This is a genomic window from Paenibacillus plantarum, assembly GCF_013141695.1.
Lineage (GTDB): Bacteria > Bacillota > Bacilli > Paenibacillales > NBRC-103111 > Paenibacillus_E > Paenibacillus_E plantarum.
The window spans coordinates 159,168-180,515 of the sequence record NZ_WHNY01000075.1 but is presented as its reverse complement, the minus strand read 5'-3'; the positions used below and the strand labels follow the sequence as shown (position 1 = coordinate 180,515).

The window sequence follows — 21,348 nt, the reverse complement described above, 5'->3', positions numbered from 1 at the left end:
CCTTATTTGTTCACATTCGAGTTATACAGATTTCCTCCACCCGTTCGCACATCATTCGTTGCTGTGGTTCCTGTTGCCGCACTCGTTGCATAGACGACGTATCCTGCCACACCGTCCAAATTCACAGTGTTATTGTTAAACGAATTATTTACACCTGTCGCATAGTCCGAACCATGCGTGCGTACTTGGAAGGCATCTACAACGTTCGCGTTGCCATTCCGATACCCTTGATTATAGCGAATAATCGTATTCACACCTTTTACATCAACGAAGCTGTCAGCACTATTCGCCCCACTTATCCCCGTACCATTAAACGTGCAGTACTCAATAATCGTTCCGCTAGCACCTTCCTTCACATCAATATGCTCTGCTGTAATACCGCCATCAAAATTCGTATGACTAATCACATTCCCTGTTACAACATGCTCATATGGTGAGCTGGAATCGGAACCCACATATGCACCTTCTCCATACCCTGCTTGATACAACCCTGTATCGTAAATAAGCGAGTACGACAATGTATTATAGGAGCTGCCGTCGCGGAAATGAACACCTTCATCACCTACATTGTGAACCTCTACATTATTTAACAAATTGTTGTTCCCATTGTCGATAATGATGCCCTTCTGTGCTTGCGTGATTTCAACATCACGGATCTGCCAATAATTACCTGTCAGATGAATGCCATAGGAGCCATCGTTCACATTCACGCCCTTGAGCACAGCTGGATTCGCCGCATCACAACTCTTCAGAACAATCGGATTGGATGCCGTTCCATTTTTGTCGGAATAGAATAACCCCTGCCCACCTGGGTCGCCACTCGTCGAACGATCACCCACATAATTACCTGGGGCAAGCAGAATGACGGACCCTGCCACGGCATTTTTCATCGCATTTTGAATCGCAACCGTTGTCGTCAGTGCATTCGTACAACCACTAGGCGTCGTTCCCGCAGTCGTTGTCACATTAATTGTGCTGCTTTGGCTTGAAGCATTCCCAGCTGCATCCTTAGCTTTGACATAGTAGCTATACGAGGTAGATGCCGCTAAACCCGTGTCACTCGTGGAAGTACCCGTCACGGTCTTCAGGAACGCGCCATTTCGATACACATCATATCCCGTTACGCCAACATTATCTGTCGATGCGCTCCAGCTGAGATTGATTTGGCTGCTGGAAGCCGCTGTGCCATTAAATCCACTAGGCGCTGTCGGCGCTTGGGTATCCCCACCTGTACCTCCACCGCTAACGACAACCAACTGCGGCTTGTTCGAGGCATTCTCATTACTATTCAATGTGGTGTATTTACCTACACTTTCTTGCAGTGCAAATGAAACAACACCATCTCCTGCCGCTTGCGCAGTCACATAAGCTGTCACATCAATCTCGTTGTAAGTCGCCGTCGTATTGATGGCAACACTACCTGCTGAGCTGCCAACCGTTGGTTTCGTGCTCCAGGTGATCGCGGATTGCGACCAGCTGTCGGTCGTTTGATACGCGGATAGAACCGTTGACGCAGATGCGCTGCCATAAATCCGGAGCTTCGCACTCGTTACACCCGAAAGGCCCGAGAGGCTATATTTGAGATACGTGTAACGAGATGCACCTGGGTCATTTTTCACATACAACGAAGTGGCTGTTCCATAATTGCTTGTCGGGCTACCTTCATGCACATAAGAATCATCAGATGGACTTAGTGTGGTTGTCGCTGCACCTGCATTTGTTGGAACTGTAAGCAGCATAACCATTGAGAGCAGCGCAACCGCCCCTGCCTTACCATTCATTTCTTTGAAAATCTTTAACATGATTATTCCTCCTCTAAACACATTAGATAGCGCTTACAAATAAAATTATAAGAGATCATCACATGCACATGTTTTCCGCTATTGTTCAGAACTTGCACTGTGTTGCTGTCTTTTATATCTGCATGCGATACGACTTCGGCGTCGTTCCAAGCATGTTCTTGAACACACGCGAGAAGTAAGAACCATTCTGAAAACCCACCTCCTGAGCAATATAACTAGCCGATTTCGACGTGGTTTCGAGCAAGAGACAAGCTTCCTTTAATCTGCGGGATATAATAAATTCCGTTATTGTACGCCCCGTTGACTGCCGAAAAACATGAGATAAATAAAAGGTGGAGAGATGCAAATCCTCCGACATCCGTTGCAAATCAAATTTATCCTTGTAATGCTTTTCGATCCATTCTGTGATTTGCCCAGCCGTATGATTACTGCTCAGCTTCGCCCTCTCCTTCTGAGCATGGCAAATTTCACTTTCATAAGGCTCAAGCTGCTGAAGCATAGATAATAAGCATAAAACAAATTCTTCTTGCTGTTTGTGCGTCGAAACACGACTTAATTTTCTATGTAAATGCTCATAACATTTGGCTAAATGCTGTTGCTGAGGGATCACATGACTGGTTAACGCATGCTTCCAAAGCGTGTTATACCATGTGCGAATCCCGCTAAACGCGCGCAGTGCAGTATCCAATCTGTAAGGATCAAACATCAGAATTGATCGCACAAAGGGACCTTGGATTTGAATGCGATGCAATTGAAAGGGTTGGAAAATCAAAAGACTGCCTGGCTCAATGGTGTACCAGCGTTTATTCACTTCCACTCGTCCTACCCCTTCATACACATAGAGGAATTCCATACAAGAATGGGCATGATAGATCTCCCAATACGGCTTTCGACTTGATTTCTCATGATTCAGATGAAAGGGCTCTTTGGTGACATCAACACTTGTGCTAAGTTTCAACAGCTATCCCTCCCGTTTTTTTGGAAATCGTTGACAATATGAGCGTGAGCACACTCTATCACATCCTTGTACAAAACAATTGTACAAATTCTAGAAATTACTGTGTTTTGTTTAGATGCGATGCAAGCACACACAAAAACAGATCCTGCCATTTTCTCCTGAGAGAAAATCAACAAGATCTGTTTATCAGGTCATCTTATGCGTTGACCTTTTCTGCACGTTTTTCTGGCGCTTCTAGATGCTCAGGCGCTTCTTTCCCTTCACCCACAAGCTCCCTGGCCGAATTTTTAAATTCATGCAAGGTACGTCCTACGGCACGACCCAGTTCAGGCAGCTTAGAAGGTCCAAACAATACCAATACAACCACTAAAATTAACATGAGTCCAGGTAATCCAATATTTTGCAGCATAGGCACATCATCTCCGTTTCATTAGTCTTGGTTATGGCGCTTCGGATACACAGCTACGGCTTCAATTTCAATCAGCCAATCGGAGCTAACGAGGCTTGCAATACCAACCGTAGAACGTGCTGGCTTCACAGGATTAGCTTCTGTTCCAAAAAATTGCGCATACGCGTCAAACCAGCCCTGATAATCGAATTTGCCTTCTTTGGCTGCATCTGGCGTCACATAGACACGAAGATAGGCAACATCAGCAAGTGTGAGGCCTTTATCTTTTAACTGCGTTTCAATGGCTTTTAGAATGCCTATCCCCTGTGTTTTCGTATCCCCATAGCGTTCGTATACGGTCTTGCCTTCTTTATTAATAACGGGCGGCACGGTACCGCTTGTAAATAGATAAGAGGCTCCCGCAGGGACTGACACACCCGCAGCAATGGAAGAAGCAGGATTCCCATAAAATTCGACTTCGTTAATTGGCTCTGCATTATATTTACTTGATTTCTCTGTCCCAGCCGCATAGGCACTTACGCAAATCAGACATGAACCAACGGTAGCTGCTACGATTGTCTTCCACTTTTTCGATATAATCATCATGATTCACTCCTTTTTCTCTATTCTTTCATTACGCGCTCATGTATTTCGGTAACAACTTTCCGAGCCGACTCAATCGCTCCGGCTTGCCAAGCAGTGATATAACTGATGTGCTCCCCTGCCAGATAAATACGGCCATCCGGTTTACATAGAGTTGGATAGTAGTTTTTACGATCGTCTGCCGTATAGGAAGCCCAGCCGCCTTGATTATATTTAATCTTCTTCCAATCCACAGAGAAAGAGGTTTCGAACTCCTTGTGGTATTGTGGGTGAATCTTCGCTCCTTGGCTTAAGGCATAATCTTCGCGCGCAGCAAGTGACATATTACCTAATTTATCTGCGTTCCCTCCGAATGAATAATAACCTAATAGAATTCCTTTTTTGGAAAAATAGTCATTTGGCGGGTAATAGATATTGGCAATATCCATATTCGTCAATGAACTTCCGCCATAAATCATCTCATCTTCTTCCCAGAAGCGGCGCTTGAATTGAAGACCAATTTTACCTGCAGCAGCATAGCTAATCTTCGCAATTGCGGTCGACATTTCAGGAGAGAAGTCCGCTTTAATGTTCTTGAGGACAGGAAGCGGGATGGTACAGATACAGAAGTCTCCATCAATCTCTTTATTTGCTCCGCTGTTTAAGTCCTTATACAAAATCTTAACGCCATCGGAAGACTGTTTAATCTCATGAACTTCCGCATTGAATTGAATTTTGTCGCCTACGCGTTTCTCGAACGCCTTCGCAATCATATCCATCCCGCCTACGGGGTGGAACATCATCATTTGCTGATCATAGCCATACTCACTGCTGAGAAATTGACCAAAACCAGAATTGATGATCGCTTTTAAGCTAAATGGATCCTTCCGAACACCTGCGTCAAATTTACCGCCCGGTTCTTCCACATACCCAGCTCTGCTTGAACCTTTATAGAACAGATCCGCATTTAGATCCCCTTCGCTTTTCAGATACGCAACAAGTTTTGTTTTTTCTTCTGTTGTCAAAGGGAGATCTAACGCTTTCTGATTAACAGCTTTAGCCAGCATTTCTGCCACATAACCACGTACATCGGCTTTGGCCTGCCGCTTAGGAACTTTTACACCTGATAACTCGCCTACATTTTCATTATAGTAGTACCCGCTCTCATTCACATTGTTAAAGGGTTCTATGGCAACTCCGAATTTGCGGGCATAGTCCAGCGTCACATGAAATTGAGGAATTCGCATCGGCCCTGCATTGAAATACATGCCATTATCGAAGCGAGCCACCTGCTTCACGCCGCCAATCTCTGTTACTGTTGTCCCTCTACGCACTGTCCATGCTCGTCCACCTGAACGTGCTCTCGCTTCTAGGATGGTGCACTGATAGCCTGCATTACCAAGCTCATAGGCTGCTGTCATCCCGGCAATCCCACCGCCTAAGATGATAACTTTCTTGCCATTGCGATTCGTAGATGTAAGATCCCTTCCGGATGGCGGAGTGTAATCTGCGGCTTTCATCGTTTCCGGGGAGAGTAGTCCTAAAGTACCCATTACACTGAATATTGCGGCTGACCCTCCTAATTTGCCGACTGTTGTCAAAAATTGTCTACGAGTAATTTGATCTTCTTGGATCGGTGTCTTCTCCATGCTTCCATCTCCTCGAGTTTAAGTTTGGCTATCCGCTACTTAAACTTAACAGCGAGGAAATGAATAGTCATTATTTTATGTAAGGTAACATGACATAAATTTTACTTATACTAAGATAACCAATGCCTATTTGATCGTTTTTCCAAATAATGATAGAGTTTCATTTATTAGTGTCACATTTAAGTTAATTTACCTTACATTTAACTGGAGGGATAGGCTGATGATGACAAAGAAAAAGGTTATTCAAATTGGTATCGTAAGTGAACTGACGGGATTAACAGAAAGGCAAATTCGATACTATGAGGACCGCAAGCTTATTTTTCCAGACAGAAGCAAGGGAGGCGTTCGCAAATATTCATTCGAGGACATTCAAACGATTATGGATATACATACAAAGCTAACTGACGGCTTTCATACGGTAGAATTAAGACGAATGCTAGCTGGCTCCTAACACTTCCATACCCATTAGACTGGAGGGCTCCTATGCAGATCAAAGAAATGATGTCACTTGTCGAACATCTAACCGAACTACGCACACGTATTATTCGCGTCCTCATTGTTGTCATTCTAACCTTAATTATTGGATTCGTCTTCGCTCAGAATATTTTACTTTACCTTAAACAAAGCTCCACAGCATCCGATATTACGTGGCATGTCTTCTCACCGATGGATAGCATTCGCATCTATATGTTGATTGCATTCGCCGTTTCACTCACACTTACACTGCCATTTATCCTTTATCAAATATGGGCTTTCGTCAAAAAAGGACTTACCAAAGAAGAGCAAGTCGCCACGCTGCGATACATCCCATATACATTCTTATGCTTCATAATTGGTTTATCATTCGGTTACTTCGTTGTGTTCCCCATGTGTATCAAATTTACATTAGGTGTTACCGAAAACCTTGGATTAACTCAGACCTACGGTGTTGCTCAATATTTTAGCTTCATGCTCAATATTATCATTCCGTTGTCTTTAGCCTTCGAACTTCCGATTGTCGTTATGTTCCTTACGAAGCTAAAGCTGCTAAATCCTAAATTATTAAACAAAGTCCGAAGATATGCCTATCTGATTCTGATTATTACAGCGAGCTTAATTTCACCACCTGATTTAATCTCGCATCTGATGGTAGCCATCCCTTTATTCGCTCTATATGAAATTAGCATTTTGCTATCTCGTATCGTTTATATCGGGCAACAACGGGAACAGAGTCTCAGTCAAGTCGATTATAGCGTCTCCTAAAATAGTCCTTCTCTCATATTGTTCATCTCCATCAATTCGGATATAGTTACGTCATAACTGGCATACAGAAAAGGTGAACTATGCGAATTGAACAACTCATTTATATTATTGAAATCAATCAAACAGGTTCCATTTCTTTAGCAGCGGAAAAGCTTCACGTATCCCAGCCGAACATCTCTCAAGCGATTGTCAGCTTAGAGGAAGAGCTGGGTGTGAAGCTTTTCGTTCGTTCGCGCACCGGAGCCATTCCTACGGAAGACGGGAAATTAATTATTAGCAAAGCCATAGAGATCATGAATAAAGTAGAAGAACTTAGAGAAACTGCAGGTTTTCAATTCAATCAACTGTCGGGCGCTCTCTCCATTGCCTCTGTGCCAAGTCTTTGTTTAAGTGTATTGCCTCCGACACTAGCTATTTTCAAAAATAAGCACACGGATGTGGAGCTAGTAATGATGGAGTTGAATTATCCACAGATCATCCAAGAGGTTCTAAGTGGACAAGTCGATTTGGGACTCATTGCTGTCGCCAGAAATTATCAAAGCCCGCATACACAGCTGGTCTCGGAACATTTGATGGACTGCCGAATTCTGGCCTATGTGGGTAAAAAATCCCCTTTAGCGCACCGAAATAGCATTACTATTGAAGAACTCCTTCAAGAACCTCTTTTGATATCCTCTGATTACTTAATCAACATATTTAAAAAGCACGGGGAGCCTAATATTCTTTTTAAACTAGGGAATTCCGAAGCAGCTAAACGGATTATTGCTGAAGGAATCGCGATTGGCTTCTATACGGAAACAGGCATGCGATATGACCCTTATTTGGAAACAGGAAGCATTGTTGCACTAGAAGTAACTGGTGTAGATTTCGAAGTTTCCTTCCGAACCTTGCGCCTCAAGAGCCGACATCTTTCATTGCCTTGTAAAGAATTTACGAAGGAACTCAAAACCATTATTGCGGCAATGTGATATCCGTGGTCACAAATGTCACCCCACCGCTCTAATCCTTTCCCAATCAACGAAATCCCCCCTTTTCTCTAGCTCGAAATAATGTGTACGCGATGAATTTGTCGAATTTAGACTAACATTATTTAGGGCTTTTCCCTCATTGTTCCACCCTTCACTTTCAGCTATAGTTACCTCATAACAAAGTTTTAGGCATATTCAATTCGCACATCTCATATCATGTATAGTTGCTTATTTCTGAAAACCAAATGTAATTTGCAGAAAATTAAGTTGAAACTTGAAGGGATGTTGATTTCGTATTCTTACACTAGAGAAAATCCAATTTATCGAGACACAATGTATCAATCCGCAAGATGCTGTTATTATTCGCCTGCTCATCGAGGGTGTTGCCCCCCACGAAATTGTTTATTTGAAAAGTAATTCCTTAGATGAAAAAAAGCAAATACTTACTGTGTCTGATGCTATGGGCGGCAAAAGGTACATACCCGTTTCCAAAACCTGTGTCGAGCGATTTCAATCCGCTTTGAAGCAAACCAAATATGTGACTAACTTGGGTAACCCGCTTCAACCTAAGAAATTTACAGATTTAAGAAATAGTCCTTTTCTAATCAAAATGAGTATGACCGACTATATCGCAAATCGAGCGATGATTACCGAATTGGATTCTGTTATTCTACGAACGATTTACATGCGCCTTCGTCGATTAGCTGAGTTTTTCTCACTTCCTGAGCTTACTCATTTAACAACAGTTAAGCTTGAAGTGAAACAACTCGCGATTGTATAGCTTCCACGATAAAGGCCTATTGGCCTTTTTTTTGCGCAAAAAAAGTGGATCTCCTATTTACTCGGAGATCCACTTGTATCAATCGGTTTGAAGACGATGGGCACGTCGTCTTCGTTTCATTAACTCTGGCAGTGCTATGCCTAACATCGTTACAATTACACCTAACCATTGCAGTCCACTTACTGATTCGTGGAGAACGAGGAAGGACATAATGACAGCCGTCGGCAGCTCCGCTGCACTCATGATCGTGGCCATACCGCCGCCAATACGTGGTACACCAATAGCAAAGAACAACGGAGGTATAACAACACCGAACAAGGCCAGCAGCAAAGCCCAAGGTAAGAGTGATTCATGCAAGGATCCATTCCACAAGAAATGAGGTGGGAAGATCAGCATGATAATGATAAAGGAGCCCGTTTGCATCACAGCACCTCGCGTGATTGGCGCAATTTGCTTAGCTACCCTACCGCTCATGCCAATAAACAGTGCGTACGTCAAGGCAGATAGTAATCCTAATCCCACTCCAAGCCACGAGGGAGCTTCTACCATGCCTTTTAGATAACCACTTGCCATAATAATACCGATAAATAAGAAAATAAGTGCGATGAGTTTATCTCTGCCTGGACGTTTACGATCCAGAATAGCTTCTAAGACGATACCAATCCATGTAAATTGAAATAATAAAAGAATGGCAAATGATGCTGAAACATATTGCAAGGCAGCATAATAAAATATCCCGGTTAAGCCTGAGCTTGTTCCTACTAACATAAGCAGGAGAGCATTACGAGGTGAAACGCGAAACGTTTGGGCTTCTGCTGATCCTTGTTTAGCTGATTTGGCGGTTACGAAAGCCATGATCCACATCATGATGAGTCCGAAAAAGATTTGCGAGCCAACCACTTCACCCACATGAAAACCAGACTCATAGGCCTTCTTCACGAATGTTGACAACAATCCAAAGCTGCATGCGCCAGCTAATACATATACGTAGTATTTCATGCTAACGACCTGATTAAGATATCTCTGACAGAGTCCCTCGTCATGACTTTATATTGACCAATAGTAGATTTCATAAATGATTTGTGCACTAATTCTTCGATACGCTGATCATCAATGCCATAATAGCCAAGCTGATTCGGCGCTCCGAGAGAATCCCAGAATTGACGCAAAGCGTGAATTCCTTCTAAAGCCACTTCGTGATCCGTTTTTCCTGTCTCGTCGATCCCGAAAACCGATACGGCCAACTTCTTCATCCGCGAAGGATCATCTTCTGCACAATGACTCATCCAATTCGGGAATACAATAGCGAGTCCGCCTCCGTGAGGGATATCGTAAACCGCTGATAAACCATGCTCAATTTGATGAGACGCCCAATCGCCTCCATCTGTCCCACAAGAGAGCAAACCATTGAAGGCGGTAGTTCCAGCGTACATAATCGTCGCACGATGCTCGATATCTTCCAGGTTCGCTAATAGCTTCGGCGCAGCCTCCATAACAGTCAGCAAGACGGCTTCCATGAAGCGATCCATCATCGGGGTATGTTCCGTGCGGTGAAAATATTGTTCAAGCACATGCGACATCATATCTACAATCCCATAGACCGTCTGATCTAACGGAACGGATGTGGTATAGGCAGGGTCCAAAACCGAAAAAGTCGGATAAGCTAACGGACTGCTCCAGCCGCGCTTCTCATTGCGATCCCAATTCGTAATGACAGAAATGTTATTCATCTCCGAGCCTGTCGCGGCTAGCGTTAACACAGTCCCCAGCGGCAGTGCCTCCTGCGGTTCGACTTTCTTTGTAATGATGTCCCAAACATCCCCGTCGTAATAAACGCCTATCGAAATGGCTTTGGCACAATCAATAACACTCCCCCCACCAACAGCAAGGATGAGATCGATTTGATTTACTCGGCATAGCTCAATACCTTTCTTCACTGTAGTCAACCTAGGGTTAGGTTCTACACCCGACATCTCGACTACAATGGCTTGCCTATCTAGCAGCTGCTTCATCACAGCATCGTATACACCATTATTCCGGATGCTGCCTCCACCATAAACTAGCAGGACGCGTTTCCCGGTATTTCCTAGCTCTTGTTGCAATTGCTTGATCTGACCTTCGCCAAACCATAAACGTGTAGGATTAAACTGAATAAATGATTGCATATGTGTGTAAACTCCTTCGATGACTAATATCTACAGAAGTATATCACAAGTCGAATTCAATAGCATTGGAAACACCTTTGGTATAGACACTCCTTCCTATGAAAAAAACCGCACACCTCTTAGTAAGATGTACGGTTCGGAGCACTTATATGCGATGTAATGGAAGTGAAAACGAAATGCTGCAGCCCTGACCTAGCCGGCTTTCCGCCCAAATTTGCCCACCATGATATTGCACGATTTCCTTGGCTATGGCGAGCCCTAAGCCGCTTCCGCCCGAGTTGCTTCTTGATTTGGATACTTTATAGAACCGTTCGAAAATATGAGGTAAATCCTCTTCACTAATCCCCACACCAGTGTCGGACACCCGAATTACAAGTTCACGTGGATGGTCCTTTATCTGAGCTTGAACCTGAATGGAACAGCCCCTGGTTGAAAATTTAATCGCATTGTAAATAATATTGGCATACACCTGCTCAATTCGATCCACATCCACCGTCAGCATGTCCTGCCCATTCATCTGCGCCATGTTTAACGTGTAGGCAATTCCAGCATTTTGTGCATCCAATTCATATTTGGCGAAAAGCTGACGAATCATCGTCACACAAGACGTTGAGGCAAGTTGGAAATGAAACTGCTTCGTTTCAAGTCGGCTCAGTTGATACAAATCCGTAATTAAACGCTGAATACCAACGATGCGCATATGGACTACGCTCAAATATTTCTTCTGTTCTTCTGGGTCCTGAATAACATCATCCAGAATCGCTTCAACATAACCTTGGATCGACGTGAGTGGTGTCCCTAGATCGTGGGAGATGTTCGATAAAAGATCGCGCCGCGACGTCTCCATCAAGATTAACTCATTGGTACGTTCCTTTACCTTGGACTCCAAATCATTGTATAATCTAGCATTTTCAATGGATATCGCAGCTTGAGCTGATAGTAACTTGATCACATCCAAGCGATCTGATGTAAAGGCGTTCCGAATTAAATTATTTTCCAAATAAAAAACGCCGATTAGATTACCTTGATGGAGAATCGGTTCGCAGAAGATGGATTTACTTTCCGCTTGTCTTATGTAAGGATCGTTTGAGAAAAGTGTTGATTTCTCCGCATCATCTAACACGATCCCCTCTTTCATGCGCGCAACATACTGGATCACGGATTGCGGAACATTATCGCGTGTTTCGATCAAAACAGAGCTCACCATACAGGAATCCTTCCCTGCGCTCGCAAGCATCTCTGCTTCGACATACAAACTATCCTTATCTTTCAGAACAAGGATACTTCGCTCTGCACCGGAAGAATACGTAACAATCTCCATCAATCGTTTGATCAGCTGCTCTAGATTCACTTCACTTGAGAGGGAACGTGACGTATTCATAATTGTTTTGAAATCAATGGCTTGCAGGGAATAATCACTGATTTTGGTTGTTGCCCAATCAGGAGACTCGGCTCGACTTGTGAAGTAAGCTGGATATCTCAGCCTTAGATCATCCGCCTTCGCTTTTGCCCCCCAGTTGACATAACCAAAATAAGCATCAACGAAATACGTTTTAGCGAATTTTTCGCGGCCAATTTGCTTATAGTATTTCCCCGCTATCTCGCAAGCCATGGCTTCATGTTGAATAAATCCTTGCTCACGCGCTTGTCGAATAGCCAATTCATATCCCTGCTCTGCTAATTGCCCAAACCCCCTCACTCGATGCCATTCTGCATGCATGAGGAATGTTAAGTGCGAATAGTTCTCAGGACAATTAGCAGCCCACTTATCCATCTTTCTGAGCATTTTCTTAACTCGCCTAGCAAGCCATTTCTGTTCATCACTTGGGAGCTCAGGAAATGCCGCCGCAATGGAGAGGACATAATAGAAGTAATTTTCAGGTATATGAAATAAACCAAAAGAGGCAGCTTGATGTAACTCTGTCGATTTCCCTGTCTTTACCGCATCTTCAAAATAACCGAACAAATAGTACAGCATCATTTTTTTTACCGAGTATACATGGATAATAACCTGATTCGGGTGAAATTTAAGCTTACTAACAAATTGTTCTTCCTCTTCCTGATGATTGCCGAAAAGGATCGGATTCACAGACATCCCTTCCAAATTTAAGGTCAACATTCGCAGCATCTCAAGCATAAGCAGGGTATCATGATGATTCGTCTGTTCCAAAATGCGATAATTTTTGGCCAAATCTTCTTTCACTTCTGCGAGTACAGCTCCTTGAAAATCCTTCATAAGCATCTGATAGGTTAGCGCATACCCGGCAAACACAAGGTCGCCATCTTCGATGCCGCATCGAAATGACTCTTTCAAGTGCTCCAAGCAGATTCGTAACGATTTCACCCAAGGGCTAATGAACAAACCCAAAGAAAAGTAACTTTTACTACGATATTGATGAGATTGAAACCTTGCGTTCATTCGCTCACCAAGTTGCCCATATTGATAGCCCCGCTGGTAATCTCCAAATCCGGACCCAAGGATCAAGCCATACGCGCCATACACATAGGCCATAGAAGGTGTGTTCCCATACTTCAAAGCAAGCTTCGTCATAATCAACATAAAAGGCACGAATAGATTTGTATTTACGAAATAGGCAGATACCGCTACACTCATCATTAAATCAATCAATTTCATCCGAAACGTATCTTCCATAATCGGTAAATCATACAGCTCCAGCGTACTTCTTCGCCCTATCAACCCTCTCACATTAATATATGTCATGACGATATACATATTGGAAGGTGCAACAGACAATCGGATACCATGCTCTGCTAAAGCCTTTAAGCCAACCTTGATACTCTGATGATGTTTGCCAATATTCGTATGCAAGACAACTTGCAGATTATATACTTCAAGCTTCTGCTCGTTGGATAATGGCCCTTGCAGCAATTGCTCATATAGAGTCTCTGCCTCGTCCGCTTGACCACTCAAGTAGAGGCATTCCGACTTCTCCAAGCGAATCGCAAAACCTAATTCTTTCTGCTCAAATCCCTCAATCTGATCCATCACTTCTAGTGCTTTATTAAAATATTGGATAGCCGAACGGTACGCATTCGAGGATTTCGCTTTGCGTCCTGCGTTATAGTTAAATTCGAGTAATTGGATTAATTCACGATCCATTTCGAGCAGTGCTGAACCTAAATTCATATGATTAACAATTTCAAGCAGACGCTTCTCAATCTCATCATTCGCCAGTTCCTTCAGCAGCATTCGAGCGATGCTCAGATGCATTCCAGGCAGCTTCAATTCCTCAATGGAGCCATATACAGCTTCTTGAATGGAATCATGGACAAACATAAACCGAATATCTCTCGCAGCCGCTTCCCCTTGTGCATCGTTGTAGAATTTATAATCCGTTCCTACAGGGATAATCAAACCATTCTGTATCGTCAGTTCCAGCTCTTGCAAAGCGTCGACGAAGGATTTCCCCATGCTGATACCCAATGCTTCCAAGTCAAAAGATACGCCCAAACAAGCAGCTAAGCGCAAGATATTTTGCGTATTCGGTGGCATGCGATCTAATTTCTCAGCCAGAAGAAACATCAGATTGTCTGTAATTCGCAGTTTTTGAATCTCGTTCATATCCCAGATCCAACGATTTTCCTTATAATTAAACGAAAGCAAATCCTGCTCATGCAAAGCCGTCAGAAACTGCTTGACGAAAAATGGATTGCCACCGGTCTTCTGCAAAATAAGCACAGCCAGCTCCGTAACGTGCTTCTCGTCCGAAATCAAGGACTCCGCTACCAAGGTTTGAACATCCGCAAGCTTCAAAGCCTTTAACACGATTCGATCCAACACAAGGTGCTGCGGCAGCTTATCGAGTAGTTGAACATGCATAGAAGACAACCAATTCGTATCATATTCACCACGATATGAACCAATAAACAAGAAATATTTCATTTGTGTATTGTTCAAAAGCAGATCCAAAAATTGTAAGGACGCCGTATCTGCCCACTGCAGATCATCTAAAAATAGAACGATCGGACGATCCTTCCCCGAGAAAATCAACAAAAATTGTTGCAGCAAATAATGAAGGCGATTCTGTGTTTCTTTTTGTGGAAGCTGCTTCGCATTCGGCTGTTCGCCTATCAGTAAAGCTAACTCAGGCACAAGATCAATAATGACTTTGCCACTTGTTCCTAAGACACTAAGCAGCCGATCACGGTACTCTTCGATTTGCCCATTCTTACCTGTCAGCAGTTGTCTTACTAACTCTCTCATCGCTTGCGAGAGCGCGTGATAGGATACGTGCTGCTTATTCGGCTCAAATCGCCCTGAAAGAAACCACCCACGATCCTTCATAATCATTTTCATCGTCTCAGCAATTAGGAAGGTCTTACCAAATCCAGACTCCCCTGTTACCCACACAGCTTCCAATGAGCCATGAATGGCTTGTTCATACACATGCAGAAGTTTATCGATCTCTTTATCTCGCCCATATAAGCCTTGTGGAATCTGAAATCGATCCGTCATATCGTACATCCCTACTGTAAATTCCCCAATATCCTCTCCAGCGTTGATTTTCGCTAAGCAATATTCGAGATCCTGTAGGATGCCATACGCACTTTGATAGCGATCCTCGGCATTCTTGGAAAGCAGCTTCAAGATCATATCCGAAATTGGTTTAGGAATTCCGCTCTCTATTTGATCAGGCGGTGGAGGGGAAACAGCTAAATGCCCATGAATTAATTCCACCGGATCTTCCGTTTGAAAGGGTAATTTCCCCGTCAACATTTCATAGAACGTAACGCCTAACGAATAGTAATCCGTCCGATAATCGATGATCCGATTCATTCGCCCGGTTTGTTCTGGGGACATATATTGAAGCGTTCCCTCTAGCATTAAAGGATCCAGCATCTCTTGCCGCTCTCTAGTAAAAGATGAGATGCTGAAATCACCCAGTTTCATGATTTGCTTGTCCCAATTCACAAAAATATTGCTTGGATTGATATCTTTATGTATGACATACCTTTTGTGAATATCCCCAACCATCCTGACGATTTGAATGGCAGCTATTAAGAAATCCTGAATGGACTTTCTGAACACTGGGAATAAATTGGCTAATGCTTCGCCATCAAAGTCTTCTAAAATCAAAGCGAAATTATTCTGGAATTTTGGAAGGGATAAAGGTTTAAGCACGCAGGGAATATCCAGCATCTTCCCAATCTCATACTCGCGCTTAAGTCTGGCAATATCCGAGGAAATCGGAAAATCAGAACGAAGTGTCTTAATCATTACTTTCTCCATTGACTGCTTATGAACCGCACGATGTAGGACAGTCCGTTCATCCTGATGGACGGGTCTGATGAACTCAAAATCCGGAAAAATCAACCCTAATACCCCCTCACAAAATTACCTGTCAGAACTTAAAATTAAGGACTTTGCCATTCCACGGAAGTCCCTTGTCAAAACGTTTCTTGTCCCTCTGTCGAAAAACTTTTAACACATCGATATTACCCATCTCGAATTTATACATGTCCCATATTTCACAAGGTTTCTCTGTCGATTCATCTTGTTTCAGCAAGGCATTAACCGCTCGTCTCGCCGCTTCATTAGCCCCTTCCATCGTCGCTAGATTCGTGTTTGTACGCACGTAATCAGACGCTAAGAAGAGATTCGGAATGCCCGTGTACGCTTCAGGCCGATCTCCCCAAGTACCGACACGATTAATAAACAGAAGAGCTGCATTCGTGCAAAATTGTGCCACTTCATCATATTGAATGTCACTATCCAAAAACCAGGAATGAAGAATCTCGTCCCTCAAAATAACCGCACCATCTACATTCAGACTTTGTTTCATCTGAGCCCAGACTTCTTCCTTAATTTCTTCCGGTGTACAATGGGTTGCCGGTTTACCGTATAGAATGCCTGGCGCATCCCAATCCGAAATATCAATGGAAAGCACTCCTTTGACACTGCCATCACCATACTCACTTAGATTCACATCTGGCCAAAATTGTTTCTGAGAAACGGAAGTCAATGACCAAGGTGCATCCAAGAAAATCACATGCCCATGCGTTACAGGAACGTCTTCTTTCAAATAATATTGAATGCCGTTCATCCAAGCGACTGATTCCACGAGCCTCTGAACCCCTCGGAGAGACGGATCCGCGTCGAGCATAGCCTCTGTAATGAGAGGTCCCATCACCTCAACAGGGAACGCAGCAATATAGTAATCCGCTTCAATATGGATCGTTTCCCCGTTCTCCGTAATCTCCGCACTGCGGATAACTCCGTCAACACAATGGATACGCTCAACTTTGGCATTTAAATGATAGTCCACGCCTCGCCCCTGAAGGAACGTCAACCATGGGTATATCCATTTGTCATTCGTTGGCCCATTCAAGAGACGCACGAAGCTCGTCCCAGGCGTAGACAGATTAAGCGTCATCTGAGCGGCTACAGGCCCTACTGTTTGCGTACTGGCGACTTTGGATTGACAGGCAACCAACGTTTTGGTGAAACCTGCAAATATATTCTGGAATGCAGGAGATTGCTTCTCCGCCTCTATGAAATCCCACCAATCAATCGTTTCATATTCCTCGCGTATACGCTCTTCACAGCTCGTCATAGCTTGCCAAAGCTTCCGACCATATTGTTCTAAATCTTCTTTTGTAAGGCCCAGCTTATGATTGATCAATTCCTTCGCTAAAGCTATATTATTTTTGTTGACTACGATTTTGGCAGGGAGAGGCTGCAGTGGCGCTGTATTGGTAGCGATATCTAATCGCGTTACTTCCATTAAGTTATCGTAAACGGTTTTATTTTCGTAAGGAATTCGTTTCAACGTATCTATGACATGTCGATAAAAGCGAGGGAATAAACGAAAGCCGTGTTCACCCGGCAAATCCCTTCGTCCACCTTTTCCACTACCAACATAAGGCATACTTCTTGCTTTTCCGCCTGGAATACTCTTAAACTCGTATACAGACACATCATATCCTCGTACGATCAGCTCATGAGCAGCACTCAATCCAGCAACACCGCCACCCAAAATTGCGACCTTTTTCAACATATTCCCTCCTCATTTTGGTTTAATTTGTAAAAACATGATTGCTCTATCATATCATTTAGATCCGCTTCCGCATAGAATAATCCTAGTAAAATAAAACCTTTCATCACTGTGGTAGTCAGCAATGAAAGGTTTATGACATACGTATTAATCAAGTTGAAAATGGGTTAATGTTTGAAGAAGCTCCTCGGAGATGTGATTCAATGTTGTTGAGGAGCGCTCGACTTCCATGGTCGAGGCTGCTTGTTTTTGTAGTGACAAGGTAACATCTTGTGTATATGAAGTTGCTTTCCGTGAAATCTGAACACTATCCTCCATCGAGGCGGATACTTGCTGTGTACTCGCGGATATTTGCTCAGAAGCCGCTGAAACCTCCTGAATTTGCTCCGCTACTTGATCAACAGCTTGCAAGATGGATTCAAATACGATGCCTACCTTTGCGATCAGCAAGCTCCCCTTCTCTACTTCAGCAATCTCCAATTGCGCTTTCTCTACGACGGATTTGGAGCTGTTCTTCACCTTCGCAATCAACTGAACAATGTTCTTGGCAGATTCACTCGATTGATCAGCTAACTTCCTTACCTCTGTAGCAACCACCTGAAACCCCCTACCATGATCGCCCGCTCTTGCCGCTTCAATGGAAGCATTCAATGCTAGCAGTCGAGTTTGCTCAGAAATATCTGTGATCACGTCAAACATTCGATCAATCTGCGTAGATAATTCAACAAGCTCTGAGATCGTTGCTGCCGTTTCAGATACTTTCATTTTGATTGAAGACATTTGGTGTACGGCTTGGCTCATGTCTTCAAATCCTTGTCTTGCTTCGATCGCTGCTTCGTTGGCAGCTTCAGCGACGAATGAGGATGTTTCTGCAATGCGCTGAACCCCTGTAGCCACCTCGTTCATGGCATATGAGGTTTCCTCTGAACCTTTCATCAAGACTTCCGAACCTTGCGCCATATTCGTCATGATGAACTGAATAGCCCTCGAATCAGCGGAGGTTTCCTTCACGTTCGATTGAAGCTGCTTCGACGAGTCGAAAGCTCGCTGAACCACAAGTCGACTCTGGCGAATCACACCTGTGAAGCTATCTGCGATGTGATTAAAGGCGTTTACTACGCTACTAAATTCATCCCTAGAGTGAGATTGGGCACGGACCGTCATATCTCCATTTACGAGAAGCTGTGAAGCTCGAGCAAGCTCGTCAATCCCCTTTTTCACAGCTATATAAAAAGCCATAAATAAATACGCAGCTAGCAGCAGTATACCCAGCACAATAAGTGCGTCGATCACTAAACTATTCGTGTAAGCATCCACACGCTGTTGTAGTAAGTCCGATAACAAACTAATCTGGTGCGTATACAGAGCAATCGCTGCCTCTTTGGATGAACGTGATGTAGCCGCGAATTCATTCGCTGTAATTTGAATAACACCCGTGTTGACTAGCTTCTCATTCAATACTTCGATTGTCGCAAGCGCAGACGATACGCTCTTTTCATGCAACGCAAGACTCGTGGAGGCAGTCCCAGCATTTAGCTTATGCAGTTGTTCCCCAAACGATTGAATCTCTGTTAAAATAGACTGTCCTTCACCACTTAGATGGATTAATTCCTCTTGTTCCTCCGGGTTTTTGATCGACCGACGAGCAGCAACTTCAATCCCTTTTCGCTCAATTTTCTCAAGATTATTCCAAAATGCAGGAAAAAGATGTACAGTAAAGTCTATGAGGGCACTCGTGCCTTCTTCAGGATCCAAATCCAGCTTCGCCTTCTGCTCTACGATATGTATGAGTTGAATCACTTGTTGTTCCATTTGCTCATGTTGAAGTTCATAGTACTTCTGACTTAACCCATCTACACTCGAAGCAATCGATTGCCACTGCTCCAAGATACCTGAAACAAATTTCTCTTCCAGCAACGGTGTCTTGGCATGCTCCACTTCCGCTTTCAACCACGACATGGTACGATCAATGTGTACTTGCACTTGTTTCAAATCTGCCTTATCAGGTGGTTGGACACCGTCCGTCGAAGGTAAACTTTGTCCGAATTGATCCAATCGGATCAACAATTCACCCAATTCACGTTGAACAGATATCCCTGACATTTCGAGTTTAGCTCCACGCATATTTTGCGTTGTCCCAGCTAATAATTGTTCGGCTAACAGCGTAATCGGAATTACGAATACACAACCTATAAGGAAAAATTTATGCGGGTACCTAAGTTTATTCAATAGGTAAATCGCAGGCTTAAACAACGTTGAAGTCAAGTTTTTATCCATACGGTTATCATTCATCCTGATCCACGCCTCCATTTGCGTCAACAATCCTGACACAAAACTTAATTTATGGACCCATCTTACAACGAATCCTATCAAAATACAGGCAATTCGAACTATTTTGATAAAATTCCACAAATTTTTCACTTAATTATGTGATTTTTTATAACGAGTACTCCTAAATTCCTATCTGCCTTCGAATCCTTTATAATAAAGAGTAAACCAATCATACACGCCAGAGAGGATGGTTATTCCATGCCCGATCGAATAGGTACACGATACGTGCCAAGTACACAAATCGTCTCTTTCCCTCATGGAACTCTCCATTATGGTGATGATGTATTTCTGACTCGCAAAGTATTACTGTATCGTAAAGCGCTTCGTCACAATCAACTTGGTGTCGATTACATAAGCTCACTTCAGGATAAAGCCGCGTTTATTCACGATGGATTTCATCACATGTTGGATACATCTATCGCTCAGGATGCCGTCACCATTATTTTACAAGCAAAAAGTGGTTCGCTGTTTGCCCATACCATGTTCAAACGCAAATGGACCTATGCCGCTGTTGTCGCTATTATTAGCGACTTAGGAGTTTCCTTGCTAGATGCTATGGAAGAAAAGATTACAGGCTTTTCTGTACGTCCAGATAATTTATGGTTAACCGATCAGAATAAACTTTCCGTCATCAACTATTGGGAAGAAGATGAACCTCAAGAGCAGGGAGCCGTTGGGCTTTGCCGATTAATGATTCAGCTGCTTACGGGGAGCGAAACCATCTCCGATACATTCGAGGTTATGCATACGAGTCTGGAGCGCGCTTCGATTCCAAGTGCGACGACCGAGCAAAAATTAGCTTTGATTCGCCTCATCAAATTTATTTGTCATGGGCAGTCCTCGTTATCGTCGCTCGTTTTCGGATTGCGGAGTTTACCTCCTTCTGTCCCGAGCAACAAAAGTATTCAGCATGATGAGCCGATCCCTGAGGAATCGACTGAAGTACTGCCAACTGTTCAATATGAGAGCCACACGCGTTCTAATCGTTCCGCTAAATTAATTGCGCTAGGCTCGGTTTCAGCTCTCGTGATAGGGATAATCTCCGTGTGGTATCTTTGGCCAGAGCCAAAGGTAGTAGAAACTGTCGTGATCCTATCTCCGACACCAACAAGTACACCAATTGCTACCGCCAGTCCCAGCGCCACTGCCACTGCTAAACTAACGAGCTTGAAAGAAGAGGGTGAGAGCACCGTCGTACCTAATCTTATAGGCCAGACACAAGCGGATGCGGAACAATTGGCACTAGCAGCTGGACTCCATTACAACTTCTTAATCGAAACAAGCACGCTTGCTAAAGGTACAGTCACGAAACAAGATCCAAAAGCTGGAACGAATGGCTTGGTCGGGGATAATGTGACGTTTTGGGTGAGCAAGGGGGCACAGTGAGGAGATAAGTGAGGGAATGAGTTACTGAGAGCGGGGATAGGGAAACTTCCAATCTCCAGGCTTAGCTGGAAAATATACAG

15 protein-coding genes are annotated in these 21,348 nt (G+C 43.6%); 5 read left to right on the top strand and 10 right to left on the bottom strand.

Translation table 11 applies throughout. The features are described 5' to 3' along the window. Positions 1–2 precede the first annotated feature (2 nt). The 5 genes from GC096_RS28750 to GC096_RS28730 form a co-directional block, all read right to left on the bottom strand. Positions 3–1,802: a CBM96 family carbohydrate-binding protein gene (locus GC096_RS28750; RefSeq protein ID WP_216626287.1), complete on the bottom strand. Its 1,800-nt coding sequence runs from the start codon at positions 1,800–1,802 to the stop codon at positions 3–5. 112 nt (positions 1,803–1,914) lie between these two features. Next, positions 1,915–2,760, bottom strand: a complete 846-nt coding sequence (locus GC096_RS28745; RefSeq protein WP_171635109.1) for a helix-turn-helix domain-containing protein — start codon at positions 2,758–2,760, stop codon at positions 1,915–1,917. A gap of 196 nt (positions 2,761–2,956) precedes the next feature. Next, positions 2,957–3,169, bottom strand: coding sequence for a twin-arginine translocase TatA/TatE family subunit (tatA, locus tag GC096_RS28740; RefSeq protein ID WP_171635107.1), 213 nt, complete (start codon positions 3,167–3,169; stop codon positions 2,957–2,959). A 21-nt stretch (positions 3,170–3,190) separates the two neighbouring features. After that, positions 3,191–3,754, bottom strand: a complete 564-nt coding sequence (locus GC096_RS28735; RefSeq protein ID WP_312886365.1) for a RidA family protein — start codon at positions 3,752–3,754, stop codon at positions 3,191–3,193. Positions 3,755–3,771: 17 nt separating this feature from the next. Beyond that, the gene (locus GC096_RS28730; RefSeq protein WP_171635105.1) at positions 3,772–5,379 is read right to left on the bottom strand and encodes a flavin monoamine oxidase family protein; all 1,608 of its coding nucleotides are present in this window, start codon (positions 5,377–5,379) and stop codon (positions 3,772–3,774) included. A gap of 220 nt (positions 5,380–5,599) precedes the next feature. Between GC096_RS28730 and GC096_RS28725 the strand changes: the two genes are divergently transcribed. The 4 genes from GC096_RS28725 (at position 5,600) to GC096_RS28710 (ending at position 8,370) form a co-directional block, all read left to right on the top strand. Continuing rightward, positions 5,600–5,830, top strand: a complete 231-nt coding sequence (locus tag GC096_RS28725) for a MerR family transcriptional regulator (RefSeq protein WP_082595234.1) — start codon at positions 5,600–5,602, stop codon at positions 5,828–5,830. Positions 5,831–5,862: 32 nt separating this feature from the next. Further along, complete coding sequence (tatC, locus tag GC096_RS28720) at positions 5,863–6,621, top strand: twin-arginine translocase subunit TatC (RefSeq protein ID WP_171635103.1); 759 nt, start codon at positions 5,863–5,865, stop codon at positions 6,619–6,621. A gap of 80 nt (positions 6,622–6,701) precedes the next feature. Then, positions 6,702–7,589, top strand: coding sequence for a LysR family transcriptional regulator (locus GC096_RS28715; RefSeq protein ID WP_171635102.1), 888 nt, complete (start codon positions 6,702–6,704; stop codon positions 7,587–7,589). 295 nt (positions 7,590–7,884) lie between these two features. Then, complete coding sequence (locus tag GC096_RS28710) at positions 7,885–8,370, top strand: phage lytic cycle repressor MrpR family protein (RefSeq protein ID WP_512699184.1); 486 nt, start codon at positions 7,885–7,887, stop codon at positions 8,368–8,370. Between the two features lie 78 nt (positions 8,371–8,448). Here the strand turns inward: GC096_RS28710 and GC096_RS28705 are convergent, their stop codons facing one another. The 5 genes from GC096_RS28705 to GC096_RS28685 form a co-directional block, all read right to left on the bottom strand. After that, positions 8,449–9,369 carry an EamA family transporter gene (locus GC096_RS28705; protein WP_171635098.1) on the bottom strand — a complete coding sequence of 307 codons (921 nt, stop codon included), beginning with the start codon at positions 9,367–9,369 and terminating at the stop codon, positions 8,449–8,451. After that, the gene (locus GC096_RS28700; RefSeq protein WP_171635097.1) at positions 9,366–10,535 is read right to left on the bottom strand and encodes an iron-containing alcohol dehydrogenase; all 1,170 of its coding nucleotides are present in this window, start codon (positions 10,533–10,535) and stop codon (positions 9,366–9,368) included. The genes GC096_RS28705 and GC096_RS28700 overlap by 4 nt, the downstream gene beginning before the upstream one ends. Before the next feature lie 145 nt (positions 10,536–10,680). Continuing rightward, on the bottom strand, positions 10,681–15,870 hold the full coding sequence (locus GC096_RS28695; RefSeq protein ID WP_171635095.1) for an AAA family ATPase: 5,190 nt from the start codon (positions 15,868–15,870) through the stop codon (positions 10,681–10,683). Positions 15,871–15,898: 28 nt separating this feature from the next. After that, positions 15,899–17,554: a hydroxysqualene dehydroxylase gene (locus GC096_RS28690; RefSeq protein WP_171635093.1), complete on the bottom strand. Its 1,656-nt coding sequence runs from the start codon at positions 17,552–17,554 to the stop codon at positions 15,899–15,901. A 144-nt stretch (positions 17,555–17,698) separates the two neighbouring features. Further along, positions 17,699–19,843 (bottom strand): methyl-accepting chemotaxis protein, encoded by a 2,145-nt coding sequence (locus GC096_RS28685; RefSeq protein WP_171635091.1) that lies wholly within the window; start codon positions 19,841–19,843, stop codon positions 17,699–17,701. 237 nt (positions 19,844–20,080) lie between these two features. Between GC096_RS28685 and GC096_RS28680 the strand changes: the two genes are divergently transcribed. Then, the gene (locus tag GC096_RS28680; RefSeq protein WP_171635089.1) at positions 20,081–21,268 is read left to right on the top strand and encodes a PASTA domain-containing protein; all 1,188 of its coding nucleotides are present in this window, start codon (positions 20,081–20,083) and stop codon (positions 21,266–21,268) included. The last annotated feature ends 80 nt before the right edge of the window (positions 21,269–21,348 follow it).

Bases quoted from the DNA above. Each gene is read 5' to 3' on its own strand.
- GC096_RS28750 (WP_216626287.1), bottom strand. From the start codon at position 1,802: ATGTTAAAGATTTTCAAAGAAATGAATGGTAAGGCAGGGGCGGTTGCG.
- tatA (WP_171635107.1), bottom strand. From the start codon at position 3,169: ATGCTGCAAAATATTGGATTACCTGGACTCATGTTAATTTTAGTGGTT.
- GC096_RS28735 (WP_312886365.1), bottom strand. From the start codon at position 3,754: ATGATGATTATATCGAAAAAGTGGAAGACAATCGTAGCAGCTACCGTT.
- GC096_RS28730 (WP_171635105.1), bottom strand. From the start codon at position 5,379: ATGGAGAAGACACCGATCCAAGAAGATCAAATTACTCGTAGACAATTT.
- GC096_RS28725 (WP_082595234.1), top strand. From the start codon at position 5,600: ATGATGACAAAGAAAAAGGTTATTCAAATTGGTATCGTAAGTGAACTG.
- tatC (WP_171635103.1), top strand. From the start codon at position 5,863: ATGCAGATCAAAGAAATGATGTCACTTGTCGAACATCTAACCGAACTA.
- GC096_RS28715 (WP_171635102.1), top strand. From the start codon at position 6,702: ATGCGAATTGAACAACTCATTTATATTATTGAAATCAATCAAACAGGT.
- GC096_RS28705 (WP_171635098.1), bottom strand. From the start codon at position 9,369: ATGAAATACTACGTATATGTATTAGCTGGCGCATGCAGCTTTGGATTG.
- GC096_RS28700 (WP_171635097.1), bottom strand. From the start codon at position 10,535: ATGCAATCATTTATTCAGTTTAATCCTACACGTTTATGGTTTGGCGAA.
- GC096_RS28690 (WP_171635093.1), bottom strand. From the start codon at position 17,554: ATGTTGAAAAAGGTCGCAATTTTGGGTGGCGGTGTTGCTGGATTGAGT.
- GC096_RS28685 (WP_171635091.1), bottom strand. From the start codon at position 19,843: ATGAATGATAACCGTATGGATAAAAACTTGACTTCAACGTTGTTTAAG.
- GC096_RS28680 (WP_171635089.1), top strand. From the start codon at position 20,081: ATGCCCGATCGAATAGGTACACGATACGTGCCAAGTACACAAATCGTC.